The sequence below is a fragment of the Pseudomonas abyssi genome, from assembly GCF_002307495.1.
GTDB classification, from domain to species: Bacteria; Pseudomonadota; Gammaproteobacteria; order Pseudomonadales; family Pseudomonadaceae; genus Halopseudomonas; species Halopseudomonas abyssi.
Window position 1 is genome coordinate 273,787 of sequence record NZ_NTMR01000009.1, and the last position, 21,870, is coordinate 295,656.

General features: G+C 62.9%; 16 protein-coding genes and 1 tRNA gene. 4 read left to right on the plus strand and 13 right to left on the minus strand.

The annotated features are described in order from the left end of the window. The first annotated feature begins 87 nt into the window (after positions 1–87). Entirely contained in the window at positions 88–2,118 is a 2,031-nt protein-coding gene (locus CNQ84_RS07735) for a TonB-dependent siderophore receptor (protein ID WP_096004306.1), read from the plus strand. A gap of 60 nt (positions 2,119–2,178) precedes the next feature. On the opposite strand, the gene CNQ84_RS07740 is transcribed toward CNQ84_RS07735, so the two are convergent. Continuing rightward, the gene (locus CNQ84_RS07740) at positions 2,179–3,198 is read right to left on the minus strand and encodes a mechanosensitive ion channel family protein (RefSeq protein ID WP_165771245.1); all 1,020 of its coding nucleotides are present in this window, start codon (positions 3,196–3,198) and stop codon (positions 2,179–2,181) included. 134 nt (positions 3,199–3,332) lie between these two features. Here CNQ84_RS07740 and CNQ84_RS07745 point away from each other — a divergent pair, with 134 nt between their 5' ends. Continuing rightward, positions 3,333–4,352, plus strand: a complete 1,020-nt coding sequence (locus CNQ84_RS07745; RefSeq protein ID WP_096004308.1) for a CNNM domain-containing protein — start codon at positions 3,333–3,335, stop codon at positions 4,350–4,352. A 73-nt stretch (positions 4,353–4,425) separates the two neighbouring features. On the opposite strand, the gene CNQ84_RS07750 is transcribed toward CNQ84_RS07745, so the two are convergent. The 3 genes from CNQ84_RS07750 to katG form a co-directional block, all read right to left on the minus strand. Beyond that, the gene (locus CNQ84_RS07750; protein ID WP_096004309.1) at positions 4,426–6,447 is read right to left on the minus strand and encodes a carboxylesterase/lipase family protein; all 2,022 of its coding nucleotides are present in this window, start codon (positions 6,445–6,447) and stop codon (positions 4,426–4,428) included. A gap of 16 nt (positions 6,448–6,463) precedes the next feature. Then, positions 6,464–8,455, minus strand: a complete 1,992-nt coding sequence (locus CNQ84_RS07755; protein ID WP_165771246.1) for a carboxylesterase/lipase family protein — start codon at positions 8,453–8,455, stop codon at positions 6,464–6,466. 460 nt (positions 8,456–8,915) lie between these two features. After that, the gene (gene katG, locus CNQ84_RS07760) at positions 8,916–11,132 is read right to left on the minus strand and encodes a catalase/peroxidase HPI (protein ID WP_174704248.1); all 2,217 of its coding nucleotides are present in this window, start codon (positions 11,130–11,132) and stop codon (positions 8,916–8,918) included. Positions 11,133–11,386: 254 nt separating this feature from the next. On the opposite strand from katG, the gene CNQ84_RS07765 reads away from it, so the two are divergent. Next, complete coding sequence (locus tag CNQ84_RS07765) at positions 11,387–11,821, plus strand: GNAT family N-acetyltransferase (protein ID WP_245841275.1); 435 nt, start codon at positions 11,387–11,389, stop codon at positions 11,819–11,821. Positions 11,822–11,836: 15 nt separating this feature from the next. Here the strand turns inward: CNQ84_RS07765 and CNQ84_RS20485 are convergent. The 6 genes from CNQ84_RS20485 to CNQ84_RS07795 all read right to left on the minus strand — a co-directional run bounded on the left by CNQ84_RS20485 (position 11,837) and on the right by CNQ84_RS07795 (position 18,310). Further along, positions 11,837–11,931 (minus strand) — tRNA-Sec (locus tag CNQ84_RS20485). A 15-nt stretch (positions 11,932–11,946) separates the two neighbouring features. Continuing rightward, positions 11,947–13,806: a selenocysteine-specific translation elongation factor gene (selB, locus tag CNQ84_RS07770; protein WP_165771247.1), complete on the minus strand. Its 1,860-nt coding sequence runs from the start codon at positions 13,804–13,806 to the stop codon at positions 11,947–11,949. Beyond that, positions 13,803–15,182 carry an L-seryl-tRNA(Sec) selenium transferase gene (selA, locus tag CNQ84_RS07775; RefSeq protein WP_096004313.1) on the minus strand — a complete coding sequence of 460 codons (1,380 nt, stop codon included), beginning with the start codon at positions 15,180–15,182 and terminating at the stop codon, positions 13,803–13,805. Before selA ends, selB begins: the two co-directional genes overlap by 4 nt. A 15-nt stretch (positions 15,183–15,197) precedes the next feature. Continuing rightward, positions 15,198–15,728: a UGSC family (seleno)protein gene (locus CNQ84_RS20915; protein WP_276527218.1), complete on the minus strand. Its 531-nt coding sequence runs from the start codon at positions 15,726–15,728 to the stop codon at positions 15,198–15,200. Beyond that, entirely contained in the window at positions 15,725–17,161 is a 1,437-nt protein-coding gene (locus CNQ84_RS07790) for a thioredoxin family protein (RefSeq protein WP_096004314.1), read from the minus strand. Before CNQ84_RS07790 ends, CNQ84_RS20915 begins: the two co-directional genes overlap by 4 nt. A 126-nt stretch (positions 17,162–17,287) precedes the next feature. Next, the gene (locus tag CNQ84_RS07795; RefSeq protein ID WP_096004315.1) at positions 17,288–18,310 is read right to left on the minus strand and encodes a DUF2804 domain-containing protein; all 1,023 of its coding nucleotides are present in this window, start codon (positions 18,308–18,310) and stop codon (positions 17,288–17,290) included. A gap of 415 nt (positions 18,311–18,725) precedes the next feature. Between CNQ84_RS07795 and CNQ84_RS07800 the strand changes: the two genes are divergently transcribed. Further along, positions 18,726–19,037, plus strand: a complete 312-nt coding sequence (locus tag CNQ84_RS07800; RefSeq protein ID WP_096004316.1) for a GIY-YIG nuclease family protein — start codon at positions 18,726–18,728, stop codon at positions 19,035–19,037. A 21-nt stretch (positions 19,038–19,058) separates the two neighbouring features. On the opposite strand, the gene CNQ84_RS07805 is transcribed toward CNQ84_RS07800, so the two are convergent. From CNQ84_RS07805 to CNQ84_RS07815, 3 genes are all read right to left on the minus strand, one after another. After that, positions 19,059–20,426, minus strand: a complete 1,368-nt coding sequence (locus CNQ84_RS07805; RefSeq protein ID WP_096004317.1) for a diguanylate cyclase — start codon at positions 20,424–20,426, stop codon at positions 19,059–19,061. Between the two features lie 69 nt (positions 20,427–20,495). Then, the gene (locus CNQ84_RS07810; protein ID WP_096004318.1) at positions 20,496–20,804 is read right to left on the minus strand and encodes a DUF7693 family protein; all 309 of its coding nucleotides are present in this window, start codon (positions 20,802–20,804) and stop codon (positions 20,496–20,498) included. Continuing rightward, a complete protein-coding gene (locus CNQ84_RS07815; protein WP_133065881.1) occupies positions 20,801–21,724 on the minus strand; it encodes an acyl-CoA dehydrogenase middle domain-containing protein in 924 nt (307 codons plus the stop codon). The genes CNQ84_RS07810 and CNQ84_RS07815 overlap by 4 nt, the downstream gene beginning before the upstream one ends. Between the last annotated feature and the right edge of the window lie 146 nt (positions 21,725–21,870).

Here is a 21,870-nt window from a genome sequence, read left to right on the forward strand (position 1 = left end):
CTCTTATGACAACGGACGCAAAGCCATATCATTAATGCGAATCGATATCATTAAATAGATAATCTGCCTACACGCAAGGAACTCCGCATGTCCGTCGATCATATCCGTCGTGGTGCCCGTATCCCGCACTACCTGTCGCCGCTCAGTTTCGCCGTCGCCGTTGCCTTCAGTCCTACCCTGCTCGCCGCCGACAGCAGCAACGAGCTGGCGCTGCCCACCATGCAGGTCTGGGGTACCCAGGTATCCAGCTCCTCCGAATTTCTGTCCGATCAGGATATCTCGGTCAAGCAGGCCGACCACTTGTCCGACCTGCTGCGCGACATACCCGGCGTGGATGTTGGCGGCACCCACTCGGTCACCCAGCGCATCAACATTCGCGGCCTGAACGAGACTGACCTCGATATCCGTCTGGACGGCGCCAGCCAATACGCCAGCATGTTCCACCACATCGGCAACCTGACCCTGAACCCCGACATCATCCAGATGGCCGACGTACAAGTAGGCAACAACTCCGTGCGCAGCGCCGCAGTGGGTGGTTCGGTCAGTTTTGAAACCAAGAACGCGCTGGACCTGCTGCGCGCCGGCGAAGACTTCGGTATGCGCGTTTACGGCGGCTACGGCTCCAACGCCTACCGCCAGGGCTCGGTCACCGCCTATAGCCGCCTGAGCGATAAGGTGGATGCCATGGTCTACGGCTACACCATCGACCGCGACAACTTTGATGACGGCGACGGCCAGCAGACCTTCGGCAGCGACGGTACCGTCAGCGACATGCTGGTCAAGTTCGGTATGGAACCATCCTTCGGCCACCGTTTTGAACTCAGCCATGATCACTATCGTGACAAAGGTGATTACAGCCCGCGTCCGGACATGGCCGGCAGCGCCAACGCAGGCCTGTCGGGGGACCTGGAGCTGCCTACGGAATACACCCGCGACACCACTACCCTGCGCTACCAGTACGACGCCGGCACCGGCACCACCGCCAACGCCACGCTGTATCGCAATGCCATGGAACTGAATCGCGACGAATCGCAGATCACCATCCGCTGGCCCGCCAACCGCCTGAGCGACAATACCGCCGAAGCCGAGAACCTCGGCGCCACCCTGGAGCTGACCAGCCTGGCTGAGCTGGCCGGCATGCAGCACGAGGTGACCTACGGCACCCTGTATAACCGCCAGGAAAGCCGCGCCCAGTATGGCAATGATCCGTGGATCGACGAGAACGCCATCAGCACCGCCGGCTACGTTGAAGACCGCATCCACCTGACCGACCGTCTGGCGGTAACGCCTGGCGTACGCTACGACCACTTCAAGCGCAACGCCGAAACCGGCAGCGACACCTTCCATGACGTCACCTGGGCGCTGGCGGTGGACTTTGCCGTTACCGACAGCCTCACCCTGTTTGCCAGTGCGCGCGAGCTGTTCAAGCCACCGCAGCTGCTGGAAAGCTTTGTCTACTACCAGAACACCACTGTTCTGGCTGATGACATCAAGGAGCAGAGCGGCCTGAACAAGGAAATCGGCGCCCGCTACCAGCAGCAGTTTGGTGAGCACCGCCTCAGCGCCAACCTGACCCTGTTCCAGACCGATCTGGATGACTACTTCGCCAACACTTACGACGCTGTAGCGGATGGCTACATCATCGGCAACAACGGTGATGTGGAAATTGAAGGCTTTGAAGCCAGCGTCGGCTACGGCTACGCCGAGTTCAACTCGCGCCTGAGCTACGCCAAGTCCGATGCCGACAACAAAACCAACAACACCCCAGCGCTGGATTACAACGGTCGCAGCATGGATATGGGCGACAGCATTGCGCTGAACCTCAGCTACTACTTCCCGGCCGTGGGCGTAGAAACCGGCTGGAACTCCCAATGGGTGCTGACCGAGGACAACGTCATGCCCGGCACGCCGGACAAGGACAGCTACAACGTACACTCGGTCTACGCCCAATGGATTCCGCCGCAGGCCGACCGTCTGACCCTGACGCTGGGCGTGGACAACCTGTTTGACGAACAGTACTACTCCCACGCTTCGCGCACCGGCGTAGCCCGTGGCTTTGAACTGGACGACTACGAACCAGGCCGCAACATCAAGGTCTCGGCTGCCTACCAGTTCTGAGCCGTAACCGGATCGGCAGGGCGCAATGCCCTGCCTCAAGGCGGCGCAACCTGCGCAGCCCTATTCCCGCGGCGCCGCCGGATCGAGCAGGTCCGGCTCGGTTCTGGCCTGCTGATCCGCCTCGATCTGAGGACCTAGATCAGCCGTAGCACGGGTATCCACTGTGTCCGGTACCGATCGGGGCGCTGTCTTCGCCGGTTGCGCCTGCGCCGCCGGACTGACCGGTGCTGACTCTATCATCTGCACCCGGTAAATCGGCTCCGGCAAATCCATGCCCGCCGCTTCCAGCACACCCTTGACCTGGCGTATCGCCTCACTTTTCAGCAGACCAAAGTCATGGCTGCGCTGATCCACCCAACCCTGGAAACGCACCTGCACACTGGAGTCGCCCAGCCCGACGATATAAGCCCGCGGTGGCGGGTCGCTGAGCACACCGTCCAGGCCCCGGATGCAGTCAGCGCCCAGTTTCTGGGCCGCAAGCAAATCCTCGCTCACGCCGATGCCGACATCAAACTGAAAGCGGCGGCTCGGGTTGCGGGTGTAGTTGAGGGTCACACTGCGAAACACCAGCGCATTGGGCAGGCGCAAGTGATTGCCGTCCAGCGTCATCAGAATGGTCGCGCGCGAGGTCAACGCCACCACGATGCCCTCGTTACCATCAATCACCACATGATCGCGCGGCGCGAAGGGCTGACGCAGGCTCATCAGCAAACCGGCCAGGTAGTTCTCCAGCGTATCCTTGAAGGCAAAACCCAGCGCCACCCCGAGTACCCCAGCGGTACCCAGCACCGCGCCAACCAGAGCGGTCGCGTTCATGATTTCCAGCGCCACCAGGACCGCAACCAGCAACACGGCCCAGCGCACCGAGGTGCGCGTCAGCTCGCGCATAAAGGGGTTGCGCTGCGCCACGCGCTCCAGCAACGCCCGCCGCGACAGCCAGCCACCCAGTGCCCAGCCTACCCAAATCACCAGCAGCGCCAACAGCAGCATGGGCAGTGCCGCCAGCAGGGAGTAAAGTTCTTCCATCAAGCGCTGGCTGACGGCATCAATATCAAAGCGCAGGGTTTCGGTCAGTTCCATATTGCCTCCGTAATCTCCTCTTTCTTTGTAATGCAGACACCCGAAAAGTGCAGAAACCTTTTGCAGCACCTTGCCACACATCAGGCTGATCCAGGGCGTACAATGGAGGTCCGATTGACTACCTGTGTTGCCTGATGACCCTGCTGATAGCCTTTGCTGTCCTTTCCATCTTTGTCTCTTTTCTCTGCTCCGTTCTGGAAGCTGCCCTGCTGTCGATGACACCCAGTTTCATTGCCCAGCAAAAGGCCGACAAACCCAAGCTCTACGACCGCCTGCGCCACCTGAAAGAAAACGTTGACCAGCCGCTGGCAGCCATTCTGACGCTCAATACCGTGGCCCATACCGTGGGCGCCACCGGCGTTGGTGCGCAGGTCACCCTGGTATTTGGCGACGGCTACCTGGGCATTGCCTCGGCGATCATGACCCTGCTGATTCTGGTGTTGTCAGAAATTCTGCCCAAGACCCTGGGTGCGCGGTACTGGCCAAAACTGGCACCGGCCCTGCCCGCCCTGCTGGGCACCATGATCACCGTGCTCAAGCCATTTATCCTGCTGTCTGATCTGGTCACCCGTGGCCTGGGCGGCAAGGCGCCGGAGCACGACGTACGCGAGGAGATCAAGGCCCTGGCCCTGCTTGGTCGCGAGCTGGACAAGCTGGATGAAGACGAGCAGCGCATGATCAGCAACGTGCTGGAGCTGCACAACATGCGCCTGCGCGACATCATGACCCCGCGCACCGTCTGCGAAAGCCTGGCGCCCGAGCAGAGCATCAGCGACACCCTGTTGCGGGTGCAGGACAGCCAGTTCTCGCGCTATCCGGTGATCAGCGAAGAGGAAGCCCCGCTCGGCGTGGTATTTCGCGTCGACATTCTGGCCGCCAAGGACCAAAGCGCGCCCATCAGCTCGGTGATGAAGCCGGTCAAGGTGGCGCAGGATTCACTCAACGTCGAAACCCTGATGGGCCAGATGCTGACCGAGCAGCAGCACATGTGCCTGGTCTACGACGAGTTCGGCAGTTGGGGTGGTCTGGTGACCATGGAAGATATTCTGGAAACCCTGATCGGCAAACCGATTCTCGACGAAACCGACGACATTCCCAACATGCGCAGACTGGCCCGGCGCCTGTGGGAACATCGCCTGAAAGAAGCCCGCTAACCGGGGCTGGACGGCAAAAGGCCCCGATACCACCGCAGCGGCGGTACCGGGGCCGGTCTCTCAGGGCTAAGCGTTAGGGCGCCTCGGCGGTGCCCGTCACCATGCGCGCGGTGCCATCCGTGCCCATTTCCATCAGTGCATCGTTATCCAGCGTATAAGCCGTCCAACTGATGGTGTCCGTACTGGGGTTGCCGGTCTTGGCGAAGTTGGTCCACTGCAGCATGGTTTCTTCAGCCACCGCCATATCCACCGCGCCATAGCGCATTGATGCATAAATATCGGCGCTATCGCCCTGGGTGCCGGTGACCCCGTTGCCGTTCAGGTCCCCAATCGACGGGCGCTGGCCCTGCGGCGTCAAGACCAGACCCAACAGATAGTTCTGCACCATCGCTGCCGGGTAGTTGAACAGATACGGCAGCTCACAGCCATGGCAGCTGCTCAGTCCCAACTCCGCCCAGCCCGGCGGCACCCGGCTGAAACGGTAGATGAACTGCTCGGACTCATAGCGCGCCGAACGCTGCTGCAACCAGATCGGCATGGCCGCGCGCAGCGTGGTGTAGTCGCCGTTGGTCACACCCGCCATCAGTGGCACGTCGCTGGGCATGCCGTCGACTACGTTCTGATAGTAGGTTTTGGGCTGGTAGTAATAGTCCACGTTGGGCCGGTAGGTCTGGCGCGGAATACTGTTGTCCAGATCGGCCTTGGCAAAGGCAGTCCAGGGCAACGCTCTGGCCTCCTCCAGCGTAGACACCCCGGTGCGCTCAAACAGCGCCTCACCAATGGCTTCGGACTCGGCAAGGGAGTCGCCCGGCTCGCTGGTGGTGTCCAGCGGCGCAAACCCGCTCTGCACGATCGCCTTGTGGAACAGGCCACTGGCCTGCGGCGAATTCATCAGTGAGTAGACCTTACCGCCACCGCCGGACTGCCCGAAGATGGTCACGTTGCCCGGGTCTCCGCCAAAGGCAGCAATGTTGTCCTGCACCCACTGCAACGCCATCACCAGATCCATCTGGCCATAGTTTCCCGACCCGTTGTAGCCGCTTTCGGCGGTCAGCAGCGGGTGGGCGATGTAGCCGAATGGTCCAAGACGATGGTTGACGGTGACCAGCACCACGTCTTTCTCGGTCAGCCCCTGCGGGTTGTTGTACTGGCTGGAGTTGGCCGACAGGATGGCAAAGGAGCCACCGTGGAACCACACCATGACCGGCAGATTCTCCGCATCCTTGGGCGTAGTGACATTCAGGTACAGCGAATCCTCACTCATGCCCCCTTCGTTGACGCGCTCCAGCGTGTAGTCCTGGGCTGACTGGTCAGCCCAGTCCACTGCGTCGCGCACGCCTTCCCAAGGCTCGGCAGCCTGCGGCGGCCGCCAGCGCAGCTCGCCCAGCGGCGGCTTGGCGTAAGGTACGCCAAGGAACTGCCAGGCATCGGCGCTCGCCTCAAACCCGCGCAGCGTACCGCCGGTGGTTTCAACCTCTACCCGCGGGCCGCTGGAGCGAGCAAAGTGCGCCCGGGCATCGGCCGCCTCGACAATGGCACGCGGGCGCGGGTCGGTATCGGAGAACGCCCCGTCCGCTTCCAGATCGTCAATCAGATCAGCAATCGCCGTGCGAAATTCGGTCGCACTCTGATCAAGCTCGATCTGCCCCGCCACTGCGCTCACAGCGCTGCGAATCTGCTCGGTCAGTTGAATGCCGTTATTCAGATCACCGTCGGCGTCCAGCGTCTGCAACAGCACCAGCATATTGGTAACGCGCTGGTCACTGGCGTCCACCGCGCCACTGACAATGTCCAGCGGCGTCAGTGTCGCACCGCCCGGCGCGCTGCCCAGCACCAGATCGCCAATGGCAAACGTCAGGGTCTCGGAGCCGCGATAAACGAACTCGCCGGTCGCACTGGTGGTCGCGGCGGCCGTACGGGTGCCGCTGTAGTTGAGTCCGGCCACCGGACTGTCGACAAACACGCCACGGGCGCTGTCGTCATCGCTACCGCCGCCACCGCCCAGACAGCCGGCCAAAGGCAGAGCCAGTGCCGCCATAACAGCCAGGCTCAGACGGCTGCGCCGCCCATGGAAAACACGCATTGCGTTGTTCATTGCATCACTCCCTGAGTCAGTCTTGCAGCCGTTCGGCCAGATTCGAGCCGATCTCGGCGCCGGTATTGAGTTCAACGTACTGCTGCGTATCAGCCTGATAGGCCGGATACGTCAGCTCATCGACGATGCTCGGGTTGCCGGTTTTGGCGAAGTTGGTCCAGATGGTCATCATCCGGTCGATCACCTCATCGTCAGTGGCGTCAAAGCCGGCAGAAGCCAGGATGTCGGCCGGGTCGCCACGCGAGCCGGATACGCCGTTGCCGTTCAGGTCACCAATCACCAACGGTTGCCCGGTTGCCGGATCCAGCACCAGGCCCAGCAGGACGTGGGTTACGACGCTCTCGGGCATGTTGAACAGGTACGCCAGCTCAGCCGCGTGATAGGCCTGCACCCCGCGTTGGCGCCAGCCCGCGGGCTGATGGCTGAACAACGTGGCGTACACCGGCTGGTCTTTCAGCGGCGCCATCCAGGGAAAGACGTTGATCGCGCTGGCGGTAGGCTCCTCGGTGTCGTAGGCGTTGATGCTGAACATGAAGGGCACATCGTTGTCCTGACCGCCCTCGAACAGCGCGCGCTCAGAGATCGGCAGGTAATGGTTGTCGATGTTGGTGTACTCCAGCCCGGTCGCAGCAGCGGCCACCTCATTCCAGGGTGCGGCACGCATCTCGGCCAGCGAATCAACGCCCATGCGCTGCTGCACACTCAGACCGACCGCTTCGCCATCGGCCAGGCTGCGGGTATCCGGGCGCAGGGTGCCACTCTGGCTGATCGCCTGGTGGAAGAGCCCGGCCGCCTGGGGCGAGGCCATCAACGACAGCACCTTGCGGCCACCACCGGACTCGCCAAAGATGGTCACGTTATCCGGGTCGCCACCAAAGGCCGCAATATTCTCCTGCACCCACTGCAGCGCCATGATCAGATCCATCTGGCCGTAGTTGCCGGAGCCGTTGTAACCACTCTCCTCGGTCAGTTCCGGGTGCGCCAGGTAACCAAAGGCACCCAGCCGATGATTCACAGACACCTGCACAACCCCCTTGCTGACCACCGCGTCAGGGTTGTTGAACGGCTTGGTATTGCTGGTCAGGGCAGTAAAACCGCCACCGTGAAACCAGACCATGACCGGCAGCTTGTCAGCGCCCTTGGGCGTGGTGACGTTGAGGTACAGCGAGTCCTCGCTCATGCCGCCTTCGCCAAACCGCTCCAGCGCCGGATTCTGCGCAGCCTGATCGCTCCAGGCGACGGCATCACGCACGCCATCCCAGGGCTCGGCCTGCTGCGGTGGCCGCCAGCGCAGATCGCCCAATGGCGGCTTGGCGTAGGGAATTCCAAGGAACTGCCAGGTGTCATCCGTCGCGGCAAAGCCACGTAATTCACCTCCGCTCGTGGTGACCAGATGACGTTCGGCAGTGGAGCGTTGGAAATGCTCCAGCGCATCGCTCGCGTCGGTCACGCTGCGGGCGCGCGGATCGGAGTCGGAGAAGGCACCCGCGGCTTCAAGATCGGCTATCAGACCGGCAATCGCCGCACGGAAGTCGGCCGGGCTCTGATCAAAGTCGATAGTGCCCGCCACCAACGACACCTCGTCACGAATCTGCGAGCTGACCTGGATACCGTTGTTGAGGTTGCCATCGGCGTCCAGGCTCTGCAGCAGGATCAACTGGTTAAGCACCCGCTGATCGTCTGCGCCGGCAGCGCCGTCTACCAGATCAAGCGGCGTCAACAGCTGGCCACCCGGTGCACTGCCGAGCACCAGATTGCCAATAGCAAAGGTCAGGATTTCACCGCTGCGATAGCTGAACTCGCCACTGTCGCCGGTTTTCGAGGCAGCAGTCTGGCTGCCATGGTAATCAAGCCCGGCTACCGGACTGTCGACAAAGGTACCGCTCAGCACATCATCGCTGCTACCACCGCCACCGCCCAGACAGCCTGCCAGGGGCAAGGCCAGCATGGCCAGTGAGGTACCTAACCAGGCAGGACGCCGGGCTCGCTTTGCGAGTGTAAAAGTCATACCGCTCTCCGCGTGTTGTTGTTGTACTCGAGACCTGCCGCCGACCGAGGCCAGTGACTGATTCGGCCTGAGCATAGGTAGAGAGAACGGCGGCAACAACCGGGAAAAATGACTGAGACAGCAGCTCGGAAATGAGCCACAAAGACAAACTGACTTTTTGGTCAAAGCAGAACCAACCAGTCAAAACGGGGCTTAAGAAAAACTCAAAGTCGGTATAAACGTTCATTCCGCCTAGTCTGGCACCGCCGTTTGCCCGATTTACCGACAGCTCAACAGACACGCGACAGAGCCATCATTGACCTGTGACCAGCGCGTCGTCGAGAGACAAAAAGAACAGCGTCTTAGGCCGAAAAACGCCATTATGAACAATCATTCACAAATCGAATTGCACCCGCAGAGCGGCCAAAAACGCCTCGGGCGCCATATGGCGCCCGAGGGTCAGAGGGAGGTGAGGGACAAATCAGGCGAGGTCAAAGCGATCGGCGTTCATCACCTTGTTCCAGGCACCGATGAAGTCCTTGACGAACTTCTCGCCGGCGTCGTCCTGGGCGTAGGCTTCTGTCAGCGCACGCAGCTGCGAGTTGGCACCGAACACCAGGTCCACGCGGGTTGCGGTCCACTTCAGCTCGCCGCTGCGACTGTCACGGCCCTCGTACACGTCCGCATCGTCCGCGGTGGGTTTCCAGACGGTGTCCATATCCACCAGGTTGACGAAGAAGTCGTTGCTCAAGGTGCCCGGCCGCTTGGTAAACACACCGTGCTTGCTGCCGCCGTGGTTGGCCCCCAGCACTCGCAGGCCACCCACCAACACGGTCATCTGCGGCGCGCTCAGACCCAGCAACTGCGCCTTGTCGATCAGCATTTCCTCGTCGGCTACGCTAAAGCGGGTACGGCGATAGTTACGGAAGCCATCGGCTTCAGGCTTCAGCGGCTCGAAGGAGTCCGCATCGGTCTGTTCGTCCGTCGCATCGGTACGGCCCGGCGCAAAGGGCACACTGACACTGTGGCCCGCATCCTGCGCTGCCTTCTCGATGGCCGCAGCACCACCCAGCACGATCAGATCAGCCAGCGAGACCTTCTTGTTGCCGGCCTGCGCCGCGTTAAAGTCGCTCTGGATGCCTTCCAGCACCTTGAGCACCTTGGCCAGCTGTTGCGGATCGTTGGCCTCCCAGTCCTTCTGTGGCGCCAGGCGAATACGCGCACCGTTGGCGCCGCCGCGCTTGTCGGAGTCACGGTAGGTGCAAGCTGAGGCCCAGGCAGTGGACACCAGCTCGGCCACACTGAGCCCGGAAGCCAGCAGCTTGGCCTTGAGCGCGGTGATGTCCTGCGCGTTGATCAGCTCATGGTCCACCGCCGGCACCGGGTCTTGCCAGATCAGGTCTTCAGCCGGCACTTCCGGGCCGAGGTAACGAACCTTGGGCCCCATGTCACGGTGAGTCAGCTTGAACCAGGCGCGGGCGAAGGCATCAGCGAATTCTTCCGGGTTCCTGTGGAAGTGCTCGGCAATCTTGCGGTAGGCCGGATCTTCGCGCATCGCCATGTCGGCGGTCGACATCATGATCGGCACGCGCTGAGTCGCATCTTCGGCATCCGGCGCATGGTCCTTCTCGGCCAGATTCTTCGCCGCCCACTGGTGAGCGCCGGCCGGGCTTTTGGTCAGTTCCCACTCGTAGCCGAACAGCACGTCGAAGTAGCTCATGTCCCACTGGGTCGGCGTCGGCGTCCAGGCGCCTTCAAGGCCGCTGGTGATGGTGTCACGGCCCTTGCCACTACCATGTGTGCTGAGCCAGCCAAAGCCCATGGCTTCCAGCTCACCGCCTTCCGGTTCAACCCCGACCAGTGCCGCATCGCCCGCGCCGTGGGTTTTACCAAAGGTGTGACCACCGGCGGTCAAGGCCACGGTTTCGTAGTCGTTCATCGCCATGCGTTCGAAGGTGTCGCGGATGTCGCGAGCCGATGCCAAGGGGTCAGGCTTGCCATCCGGGCCTTCCGGGTTGACGTAAATCAGGCCCATCTGCACGGCGGCCAGCGGGTGCTCCATCTCGCGGTCACCCGAATACCGGCTGTGCGGCTTGTCGCTGGTAGCCAGCCACTCGTCTTCGGCCCCCCAGTAGATGTCTTCTTCCGGCGCCCAGATGTCGGCGCGGCCTCCACCGTAGCCAAAGGTCTTGAAACCCATGGACTCCAGCGCCACGTTGCCGGCCAGAATGTACAGGTCGGCCCAGGACAGCTTGTTGCCGTACTTTTTCTTGATCGGCCACAGCAGGCGACGGGCCTTGTCCAGGTTGCCGTTGTCGGGCCAGCTGTTGAGCGGAGCAAAACGCTGGTTGCCGGTGGACGCGCCACCGCGGCCATCAGCGGTGCGATAAGTGCCAGCGGAGTGCCAGGCCATACGAATCATCAGCGGACCATAGTGGCCGTAGTCAGCCGGCCACCAGTCCTTGGAATCAGTCATCAGGGCAGTCAGGTCCTGCTTGACGGCAGCCAGGTCCAGCTTCTTGAATTCGGCAGCATAATCAAGCTCGCCGGCCATCGGGTCAGAGGACGGATTGTGCTGATGCAGGATGCTGAGGTTCAGTTGGTTCGGCCACCAATCCTTGTTGGTTTGACCACGGCCGTGCAGCTTGGTGACGGAACCATGCATCACCGGGCAGCCGCCTGTTTTCTTATCGCTCATGTGTCTATCTCCGCGTCAGGTAGGGTGTTACGGGACTACGCAGACCAGCCGAACTTTCCGCCCGTACTGTCTGTCACCTGCCGTTAAGTTAAGCACGGGATTCGATTGGCACAATTAACTTAAAACAAAGACCCTTATAGAGCATCCCTATAACAAGGAGCCAGGCGTAGCAGCAGCCGACGCCTGCTCCGCCTTGCGCCCTGGCGCTGTTCAGGTAGCATCGCGGCCTCAACATGTTGCAGGGAGCACGAAAGGTGATCAGAGCCGCTGGTCAGGACGATACGACACAGCTTGCCGACATCTGGCTGGCCGCCTCAATCAAGGCGCATGACTTTGTCGAACCGGCCTTCTGGCAGGCACGGCTGGAGGACATGCGCACGCTCTACATTCCTGCCTCGGAGTGTTTTCTGGAGGAGCATCAAGGCCGGGTTAGCGGTTTCTGCTGTCTGGTGGACGACTGTCTGGCAGCGCTGTTTGTCGCACCTGACCGTCAGGGTCAGGGGATCGGTTCTCGGCTGCTGGATGAAGCCAAGCGGCGGCGCCAGTCACTGCAGTTGACCGTCTACAAGGCCAATCACGCCAGCGTCGGCTTCTACCAAAAACAGGGTTTCAGGATCACTGCCGAGCAAGTGGACGAGCACACCGGCCATGCCGAGCTGTGCATGCGCTACGACACCCAGGGCGCATAGCTCAGAGCGGGAAGTTGGCGGAAGGACATGGGAGTCGAACCCACCAGACACGCGTTGCGCATCTCACCGGAGTTGAAGTCCGGGCGCCCCACCGGGGACGATGTCCATCCATTGCAGCGGCAGGCTCAGCCTGCCACTAAGAAACGTTGTTCACGCACGAAGCGGGTCACGCCGGCGCGGTCCAGATACTCCAGCACCTGAATGGTCAGGTTGCGGCCGATGCCCGAGGCATCGCGGTACTCGGCGGCGTTAAAACTGCCGGACGGCGAGTCTGCCACCAACTGCCGTGCGACCGCTACCAAGCCTTCCACCTGTGATGGCAGGTAATAACGGTTGGGGGCTACGGCCACCAGTTCACCCGCTCGCTGCATGCGCTGCAAGAACGCTTTAAGCACATCAAGTTCGAGACCCAGCGCGCTGGCCAGCTCGCCGACAATCGGCGGCCGCAGCCCGCCCGGTACCAGCTCGGCAGCCACCCGCGCCAGCAGCTCGGCATCACCCGCCTGCAGCTGCGGCCGGTGATCTGGCAAATGCAGCGCCCAGGCGGTGCGCTGCAACCGCCCCTCGGCCTGCCAGCGTTGCAGCAACTGACGCGCCACCGGCAACGGCAGTTGCAGACAGCCGACCAACCCAAGCTGCCCCTCCCCCGGCCCGAGTAATTCGGGATGCTGCTGATGCCAGTCGGCCAGACGCTCGGCCAGTCGCTGCCAGCGCGCTTCGCTGACCTCGACGGTCAGCGCGACCCGATGACCGGCCGCCGCCAGCACGATCAGGCCCTCAGCCGGCAGCAACTGCTCGAGCTGGTCGGCGGACAGATTCAGTTTCAGCGCCAGTTCCGACAACGCCACCGCACCCTGCAGAAGCGCTGCGGCCATGACCTCACCTGGCGTGCTGGCGGCCGCCCAGGCTGACAACCATGCCAGCCGCTGCGGATGACTGCGGCCACGGCGCAAACCCTGCGTGTCCAGCACCCGGCCGCCACCCAGCGTGGTGTTGGCCGCCGGATCGCGGATGATAAAGCGATCTCCCCAGACTGCGGCCGCCGGCTGCTCCAGCATCAGTTGCGCCAGACCGGCCGCTTCATCGAGCAGCACCACCCGCACCGAATGGATCGCCGTACCCAGATGCAGTTGCAGCACGCCCCGGTGCCAATAGCTGTCCGGCAATTGCGTGAGAGAAACGTCCAGCCGATCACTCAGCGGCAGGACCTGCGCGCTCAGCCAATCGCCACGCTGGGGCTGTTCCGCCGACAACGCACCACCCAGATTGAGCGCGCAGCGTTGCCCGGCTTTAACCTCAACGACCTCACTGGACGCCCGCTGCAAGCTGCGCACCCGAACCTCCTGCCCATGCAGCCAGAGCTTTTGCCCCAGTTGCAGACGGCCGCTGACCAGCGTGCCGGTCACCACACAGCCCGCCCCGGCGATACTGAAGCGCCGGTCGATCATAAAGCGCGCCGGGCTGTCGCTTGGCCGCACCTCACGCTGTTCCGCCTGTTGCTGCAGCGCCTGACGCAGCGCGTCAATGCCCTGCCCGCTGGTGCTGGAAACCCGCCATACATCGGCATTGGACCAACCCGCATCGGCCGCCAGCGCCTGCACCTGCTCGGCGACCCGCTGCTGTTGAGCAGCATCCACCAGATCACAACGGCTGATCACCAGCGCTAACTCACGCACACCCAGCAGTTGCAAAATCGCCAGATGCTCGCGGGTCTGCGGCATCACGCCGTCATCGGCCGCCACTACCAGCAGCGCCATATCCACCCCGGCAACGCCCGCCAGCATGGTACCGATAAAGCGCTCATGGCCGGGCACATCGATAAAGCCCAGCGGCTCGTCGCTTTCGCTCGCCAGCCAGGCAAACCCCAGCTCGATGGTCAGCCCGCGGCGCTTTTCTTCGGCCAGCCGGTCGGTGTCGACCCCGGTCAGGGCGCGGATCAGTGAGGTCTTGCCGTGGTCAACGTGCCCGGCGGTGGCAATGATCACCCAGCCGCTCCCAGCGCCGCACGCAGCGCTTGCGGGTCTTCCAGACAGCGGCAATCGAGCAGCAGGCTGTCGTCGGCAATGCGGCCAATCACCGGCTGCGGCAACTGTCGCAAACGTTCTGCCAACTGCCGCAGCGCGCGGCTGCGCTCACGCCGATTGCCACGGGTGCTGCACACACGCAGCGCCGCACTCGGCAGCACATCGAGCGGCAGCGAACCGGAGCCGATCTGGCTGCTGACCGCGCAAACATCCACCGCAAAGGCCTGCCCCGCCCAGCGCTGCAGATCAGGCAGCAGCGCCGCGCAGGTCTGCTGAATCGACTCGGCACTGCGGGTCAGCAGACGCAGGGTCGGTACCCGCTGCACCAGGGTGTCCGGGTCAGCATACAGGCGCAGCACCGCTTCCAGTGCGGCGAGGGTCAGCTTGTCGCAGCGCAGCGCACGTTTCAGCGGACTCTTGCGGATGCGCGCGATCAGGTCCGCACGGCCTGCGATGATGCCGGCCTGCGGCCCGCCGAGCAGTTTGTCGCCACTGAAGGTGACCACGTCGACGCCTTCGGCCAGCACCTGCGCGACCACCGGTTCGGCCGGCAGACCCAGCGCCTGCAGGTCGATCAGCGAGCCGCTACCCAGATCGACCGCCAGCGGCACCTGATGCTCACGGGCAATCGCCGCCAGCTGCGCCTCGCTGAGCGCGGTACTGAAGCCTTCGATGCGGTAGTTGCTGGTGTGTGCCTTGAGCAGCAGCGCGGTACGCGGGCCAACGGCTTCGCTGTAGTCGCTCGGGTGGGTACGGTTGGTGGCGCCAACCTCGCGCAGCTTGCAGCCGGCGCGGACCATGATGTCCGGCAGGCGGAAGGAGCCGCCGATTTCGATCAGCTCACCGCGCGACACCACCACCTCGCGGCGGTTCGCCAGTGCATTGAGCACCAGCAGCACGGCAGCGGCATTGTTGTTGACCACGGTCGCGGCTTCCGCGCCGGTCAGGCGGCAGATCCACTGCTCGACATGATCATCACGGTCGCCACGCTGGCCACTGGCGAGGTCGAACTCCAGATTGCTCGCCCCAAGGGCGACCGCGTTCATCGCCGCCACCGCTTCCGGCGGCAAGGGCGCGCGGCCCAGATTGGTATGCAGCACCGTCCCGGTCAGGTTCAGCACCGGTCGCATGGACGGCGCCAGCGTCGCCAGCAGATGCTGACGCAGCCAGTGCACCAGCGCCTCGTCGTCGCTGATCTCGCCGCCGCGCCACAGCTGCAGCGCGGCACGCACACCATCAACCACCAGTGCTCGGCCGTGATCGGCAATCAGTTGCTGCACCAGCGGCCAGGTCAGTACCCGGTCGACCGCGGGTGGTCGGTTAAAGGTGGCCGTCATGCGACCACCTGCGGCTCAGTCTGCGTCGCCGCTTTGCAGCAGGCGCAGAATCTCTGCCAGCGCGCCATCGGCAAGCGCGCGCATTTCATCGTCGGTGCGGTCCTGAATCGGATGCGGAACAAAGACCATGGCCGGATCAAAGCCAAGGGCCTTCGACTGCAACGCCGCGGCCTGAACAAATTCACTGGAGGCAACCCCTACTCCCGGGATCTGACGTGACTCCAAGTCTGCGATGTCATGCATACAGCACGACGTGCAAGACCCTCAGTCGGCCAGACCTTCCACCAGCAGATCCACCTCGGCGGCCATCTGCTGCTTGAGTTCGGTCGGAGCAATGCGGGTGAAGGTCGGCTTGTTATAGCGCTTCACCGCAATACCCATGGCTGCCAGCTGCTCCTCTATACGGTCGAGGAAGACATTGCCGCGTGGCTTGGAAATGTCGAGCAGACCGACCACCTTGCCTTCAAGGCTGGCGGGACGGGCCAGACGCGCACGCTGCGCCGGCGCCCGTTCCGCAGTCGGATCGAGCACAATGCTGTGGTTCATGACGTTACCTCACGTGTTACCGGAGACGAACCGACCGGGCCTGAAGCGGCCCAGCCGGCAATAATGGCGGAGAACAGGCCGGCGGTGCCGCCAGCCCGGACGATCAGCAGCCCGCCCGGGCGGAACTTGGGCACCTGCTGATCCTTGAAACGTTCGGGGATACCTTCGGCGATGCCGCCGGCACCGGCTACCAGTTCGGCACCGGGAGCCAGGAGCAGCTTTTCGAGTTCTTCACGCAACCGCTGCTTCGACCAGCCAGCCTCGATAAAGACCCGCGCATGTTCGGGCGAGACTACCAGCACCGCGTCACCGGCCATCGCCAGCTTGGCGTGGTCCACGGTGCGCAGCGACAGCGCAAAGGAGCGCGCCAGGGATTCCGGATCGCGCGACTTCTGATCGACAATCCCCTGCACCCCTTCGCCGGGGAACAGCGTCACCGCCGAGCGCCCGGCCTTAACGCCGCGCTCCTGCGCCAGCGGCAGCCAGTCGGCGTCTTCGGCCTCGGCGAAGCAGAAACTGTACTTGCCCGGGTTGCCCAGGGTTGCGCGGTCAATCTCGCCCGGTCGGCCACCGCCGACGTTGCGGATAAGCAACTGCAGCGCCCGGCCAATGGTGGCGTTGGCGCGGTTGCCCTGCCCCAGCGCATTGACGCCGGAATTCATGCCGATGGCGCGGGCGGCAGGGCCGTTGACCACAATCATCGGGCTGCCGAACATGGTGGTGCAGATCAGCCCGTGCAGACCGAATTCATCGGTCAGCGCTGCTTCCAGCGCAGCCAGCAGTACCGGCATGTATTCCGGCTTGCAGCCGGCCAGCACCGCGTTGATGGCGACTTTTTCGACCGTCACCGGCACCAGGTCCGGCGGCATCAACCCGACCACGTCGTCGGGCTGGCGGCTGGTGCCCTTGAGCATGCGCAGCACCCGCACCGGTGTCGGCGGCACCACCGGCAGGCCATCGCTCCAACCACGCTCGAAGCAGGCTTCCATCGGGTCTTCGGCGCTGCCCATGTCGATCTCGCGCGACTGCAGGCGAATATCACCAAAGGCCAGCTCCAGCTCTTCGCTGATACCCGGCTCTAGTGTCTTCGAGCCGCAGCCCGGACGCATCACCGGCAGCGCCTCACCCAGCTCGGCCAAACCGGTCAGCTGGCGCCAGTCTTCCTTGTGCCAGCCGTAAGTACGCTCGACCTCTTGGCCGTTCTCGACCCGAATCAGCGTCGGCACAAACTCGATGCCAAGGTGGAAGGAGTGTTCGAGCGTCTTGTCGTACAGGGAGGACGGCAGGTCCGCGGCGTAGTCAGCCGAATCCTGCGCGTAAACCGTCAGTGGGCCGGCCTCGGCAATCTCGGCCAGCAGCGGTTCGATCAGTCGACAGGTCGGACAGTCAGCCTTGGCGACGACGATGAGGCCATCGGGAAGTGCGGGTTTCATTGGCAGCCCTTTCAGGGTCTTGTGTCTCGTAAAGCAGACAGAATAGGCAGCCTGCCGCCCAATTCCAACCGTCCAGACGCGTCATGGATCTGCTGATTGGGGCACTATCAGCGCTGGCGAGGCTCCTCACCAGCGCGCGTAATGATCTTCCACCAGCCCCCAGGCGCCATCCAGCGTCAGCGTTTCGCCAGCCACCCGCAACTCGCCGTGATACTGGCCGAAGTGCTGCTTGAAATTGGAGGCCAGCAGCAGCGCGTTGAGTTTTTCCTGACGGGTACCGACCGGCTGAAAGCGCAGATCAATCTGACCATCGGCCGAGCGCAGCTGCCAGGGCGCCAGCGGCTTGGCGCGGTCAAATTGAAAGTCGACCATATCGACCTTGATCGGTTGATCGTCCAGCCAGATCCCGTTCTCGGTAAAACCGGTTTCGTTGACCCCGGCCGCCAGGTTAAAGCCGAGGCGCCGGCCATCTGGCAAGCGGCAGGACAGACTGCCCCAGTTCCAGAATGTTTCCCGGCGCATAAAGCCCGTGGTCCAGTCGACTGCCGCCAGCGCGCCGAGCTGGCGCAGATCAAACTGCTGCCCGCGCCAGCTGACGCTGCCGGTGCAGACCCGCGCGGCGGTCTTGCGGGTGAATACCCAGCCCGTATATCCGGCCCGGGTGCAAATCGACAAAGGCTGCTGACTCGCCCCCTCGTCAATCCGCGCATCGATGCGGGTGCCGTCGGCCAGCTCGACCAGCAACTGACGCACGCCGGCTTCGCCAGCAGCATCCACAGTGATTCGGTTACGCCCTTTCTCGAATACCGCCCGACCACTGCCAGGCCGTGAGTCGAACGTCGTGCCGCGGGCCAGCGGCTGGAGAAAGCTGAACTCGTCGAAGCGCCGGGTGTGTGGATCAAACAGGTAGACGAAGGCACTGCTGACCAGCTTCAGATCGACAATCGCCACGCCAACGATCAGTTCCGAGCTAAGCAGGCTGATGAACTGAAACTGGTTCGCGCCAAACCGCCGCGCCAGCTGCGAGCGCGGCTTGTCCATCACCGTACGCAGGTCAAAGTCCAGGTAATTGATTTCCTCTACCCCGTCGGGGAAAAGGCCATAGCAGGGCTGACCGGATGCATCGATCAGGCGAGGTAACGCGGGCATTGGCGTGCTCTCTTGTTATTGGCAGAACCGAGCTCGACGAGCTGTGTTCAGTAAAGCAGAAGCTGCGTGCCAACCCTATCGCATTGACGGAAAAGTGCCAGAGCCTTTGGTGATTGGGGAATGGATACTGCGCTAACGCGAACCCGCAACTGGATCCCTGCCTGCGCAGGGATGACGTGGAGGTTTGGTGATGGGCGAGATTTTGAAAACTGGCTCCCGCCTGCGCGGTGATGACGTGGCGGTTTGGATTACCTTGGGAGGCTCCATTCTGAATGCTGCTTACGTCTGACCAACTCCGGAGATCACTTTGGATACGCCGCTATAAGAACCCCGTCATCCCTGCGCAGGCAGGGATCCAGTCACGCAAAGGCACCAGTCAACATAGACCCACTGCCATACCAAGAGGCGCACCCAAATGACCAAACAACCCTGCGTCTACATCCTCGCCAGCCAACGCAATGGCACCCTGTACGTCGGCGTCACCAGCAACCTGCTCAAGCGTATCTGGGAACACAGGAACGGCGTGGTCAGTGGTTTCACCCAGCGTTACCGAATCCACCACTTGGTGTACTTCGAGCAAGCCGCCGACATGCTCAGCGCCATCGCCCGCGAAAAGCAGCTCAAGCGCTGGAAACGAAAATGGAAAATCAACCTGATCGAGCAGAACAACCCCGCATGGGATGACCTCTACACCACGCTCACGGCCCCCAAGCAGGCGTTGCTCTGACCGGAAAACTGCAGGCCAGTCTTATTCGACCACCACCACCCGATTACGACCGCTGTGCTTGGCCTCGTAGAGGGCTTCATCGGCGCGGCGCATCAACTGCTGGTAGTCGGGGTGGCCGTTAAAGCAGGCGACACCCACACTCAGCGTGACATTCAGTGTGCGCTCCTGTGGCAGGCGGAAGACCTCCCGCTCAACGCTGCGACGCAGCTTTTCAGCCGCACGCCGGGCACCACTGAGATCGGTATCCACCAGCAACATGAGAAACTCTTCGCCACCCAGACGGAACAGGTAATCGCCGGCTCGGCTGCTGTTGACCAGTACCGTCGCCAATTGCTGCAGCACGCGATCGCCCGCCTCGTGACCAAAGCCATCGTTAATACGCTTGAAGTGGTCGATATCCAGCGCCAGCACCGAGAAAACGCTGGCATGGCTGCGCGCGTGGCCGACCTGTCGGTTCAGCACCACTGGCAGGAATTTTCGATTGAGCAGGCGGGTCAGCACGTCGCGTCCGGCTTCCAGCGCACTGTTCTGCTCGAACAGGTTGTCCAGATTGAAGCGGATCGATTTGACCGTTTCACGCAGCTCGCGCAAACGCGCGATGCGTTCGTCCGTGGTGCCATCAAACAGCGGCAGGATCACATCGTCGATGTGCTCCATCAGCTCGATAATCAAGCCCGCCTCACGCGCCCCCTCAAAGGCATGCGCGCCCTTGTGACGAAACCACAAGCCAAATTCGGAGGCCAGGATACGCGGCAGGTGTGCTCCGGGCTGCCCCACTGCCTGGTCAAACATCACCTGGTTCTCCCAGTCGAACAGGGCCGCCCGCTGGCTTTCCTTTTCGGTGGCAATGTTCTGGGTAACCGAAAACAGCCGGTAGGCCTCCTCGTTGCGCGAGTTGCGATCGTGGGAGGCCGAGTAAGCGTGGCTCATGATCTCCATCGCCAGATCGACCGTGTCCGACATCAAGCGTGCAGCATCAAGGTGTTCGCGATCTGACAGCTCACGGTCCTCATGCAGCAGCTCGATAAAGCGGTCCTTCAGGCAGCGCGCGCCGCGCAGCACCAGATGCACGGGAATGTCGATGCGCGCGTGCACCTCACCCACCTTCTTCTGCTCGGCGATGATCCGCGCCAGGCCACCCTCGGCCTCGGCGTAAAACAGACCTTCCAGCCAGCGACGCATCGACTGACTCAGGCGTCCCTGCACCTGCTCGTGGGACAAAAACAGCGCGGCGGCCGGGTCCACCAGCATCTCGGAATAAAACGTCTCGGTCAGATCTAGCGCATGGCGAGTGCAGAAGTTGAGGACAAATTGACGGGTGTGTCCGCTGAATCGCTGGTTCAACAGACCCCACTCTTGCGACAACTGCTCGACAGAAAGGCGTGGCACGGCTGGATACTCCTGACAACGGACCGCAGATTGTTTCACGCCCCCTGTCCGCTGTCATCCCGCCCCGGGCTAGAGCTGCTGCAAACGTTTCAGCAATTGGCTACGCTCCCAGACGCTGAGCAGCTCCAGCGGGTCGGTGCCGGGGCTGTTCCAGGCTTCCTGGCCAGCACGGCGGCCATCCTCCAGCACGCAGCCAAGGCAGTGATGCAGCTCACCCGCGTCCTTGAACAGCGCGATGCGGTGCGCGTCAATGCAGACATGCACAGCACCGGTGTCGGTCTCGCTCCAGCTCGCCCCAGCGCCGGGGCGGAGCGCCTTTTGCTCCAGCGCCACATCACGAAACAGCTGATAGACGTCGCGGGCAGACACCCCACTCATGCGTCCACCAGTGCCTGCCAGGCACGTTCGCCTCGCTTGGCCCCGGACGCAGCCCACATGCGCTGCACTGTCTGGTCACGAGCCCAGCGTTGCCCGCCGGCGTCCTCCGGCTGCTCGGCCCACTGCGCAGTTGCTCGCGTCATCAATGTGCGCACCCACTCCGTGGCACCGGCGAGCAATACCAGGCCTTGATCGGACTCAACCTCAGCGGCAATCCGCTCGAGCAGGGTAATCGCTGCCAGCATCTGCCGTAGCATTGCCTGCGGCCAGTCGCGGGCGCGCCCTTCGCGCAGCAGATAGCCCATCAGCGCCGCACTGACGTACAGCTCCTCCAGTGCGCCAAAGGGCCGGGCGTAATCGGTCCAGCCATCGCCGGGCAGCATGGCCGAGGCATCCAGCGCCACCTCCTGCAGCTGCATGCGCGCCGCCGGCAGCTCGGGCATAAAGGCTGCCGGATTGCGCGGGCTCATCGCCACGCCGTCCGCCGTGGCAGGCATGCGCACCACGCTCAATGCGCCTTGCGAGCCGCCTGCTCGGCAGACCACAAAATAGGCCTCACAATGATCAGGCAAAGGCACCCAGCCCTTGTTGCCGTTAAGCACCACGCCGCCCTTGCTGTCGGCTTGCCAGAGCGTCTGCAGGTCACGCAGGCTGCGAATGCCCTCCTCGCTCAGACTGAAACCATGCAGTCCGCCGCCGCTGATCTGCGGAAACATCGCCCGCAGCGCCGCCTCGTAACCGCTGCTGAACGCCCAAGCGGCGCGATCAGCCTGAAAGCCGCCCAAGACCGCCAGTGCGAACGGCGACAGCTCATCCAGCGGCAGCTGCCGCCAGCTGGCCAGCCAGTCATCAGCCGACTCCATCGCAGGCACATCAACAGATGCTTTAAGGCACCACTGCACAGGGGAAAACGCGCTCACCGGATTTCTCCTTATATCGGCTTTGTTAGCAACGCAGCGAGACTAGCATGACGCACCACCTTCTGGCGCCCAGAAGCCCCTCGTCAGGCCGCCCCAGACCCAAACCTATCCATTCAGACGTCATTCCCGCGCAGGCGCACTGCTGT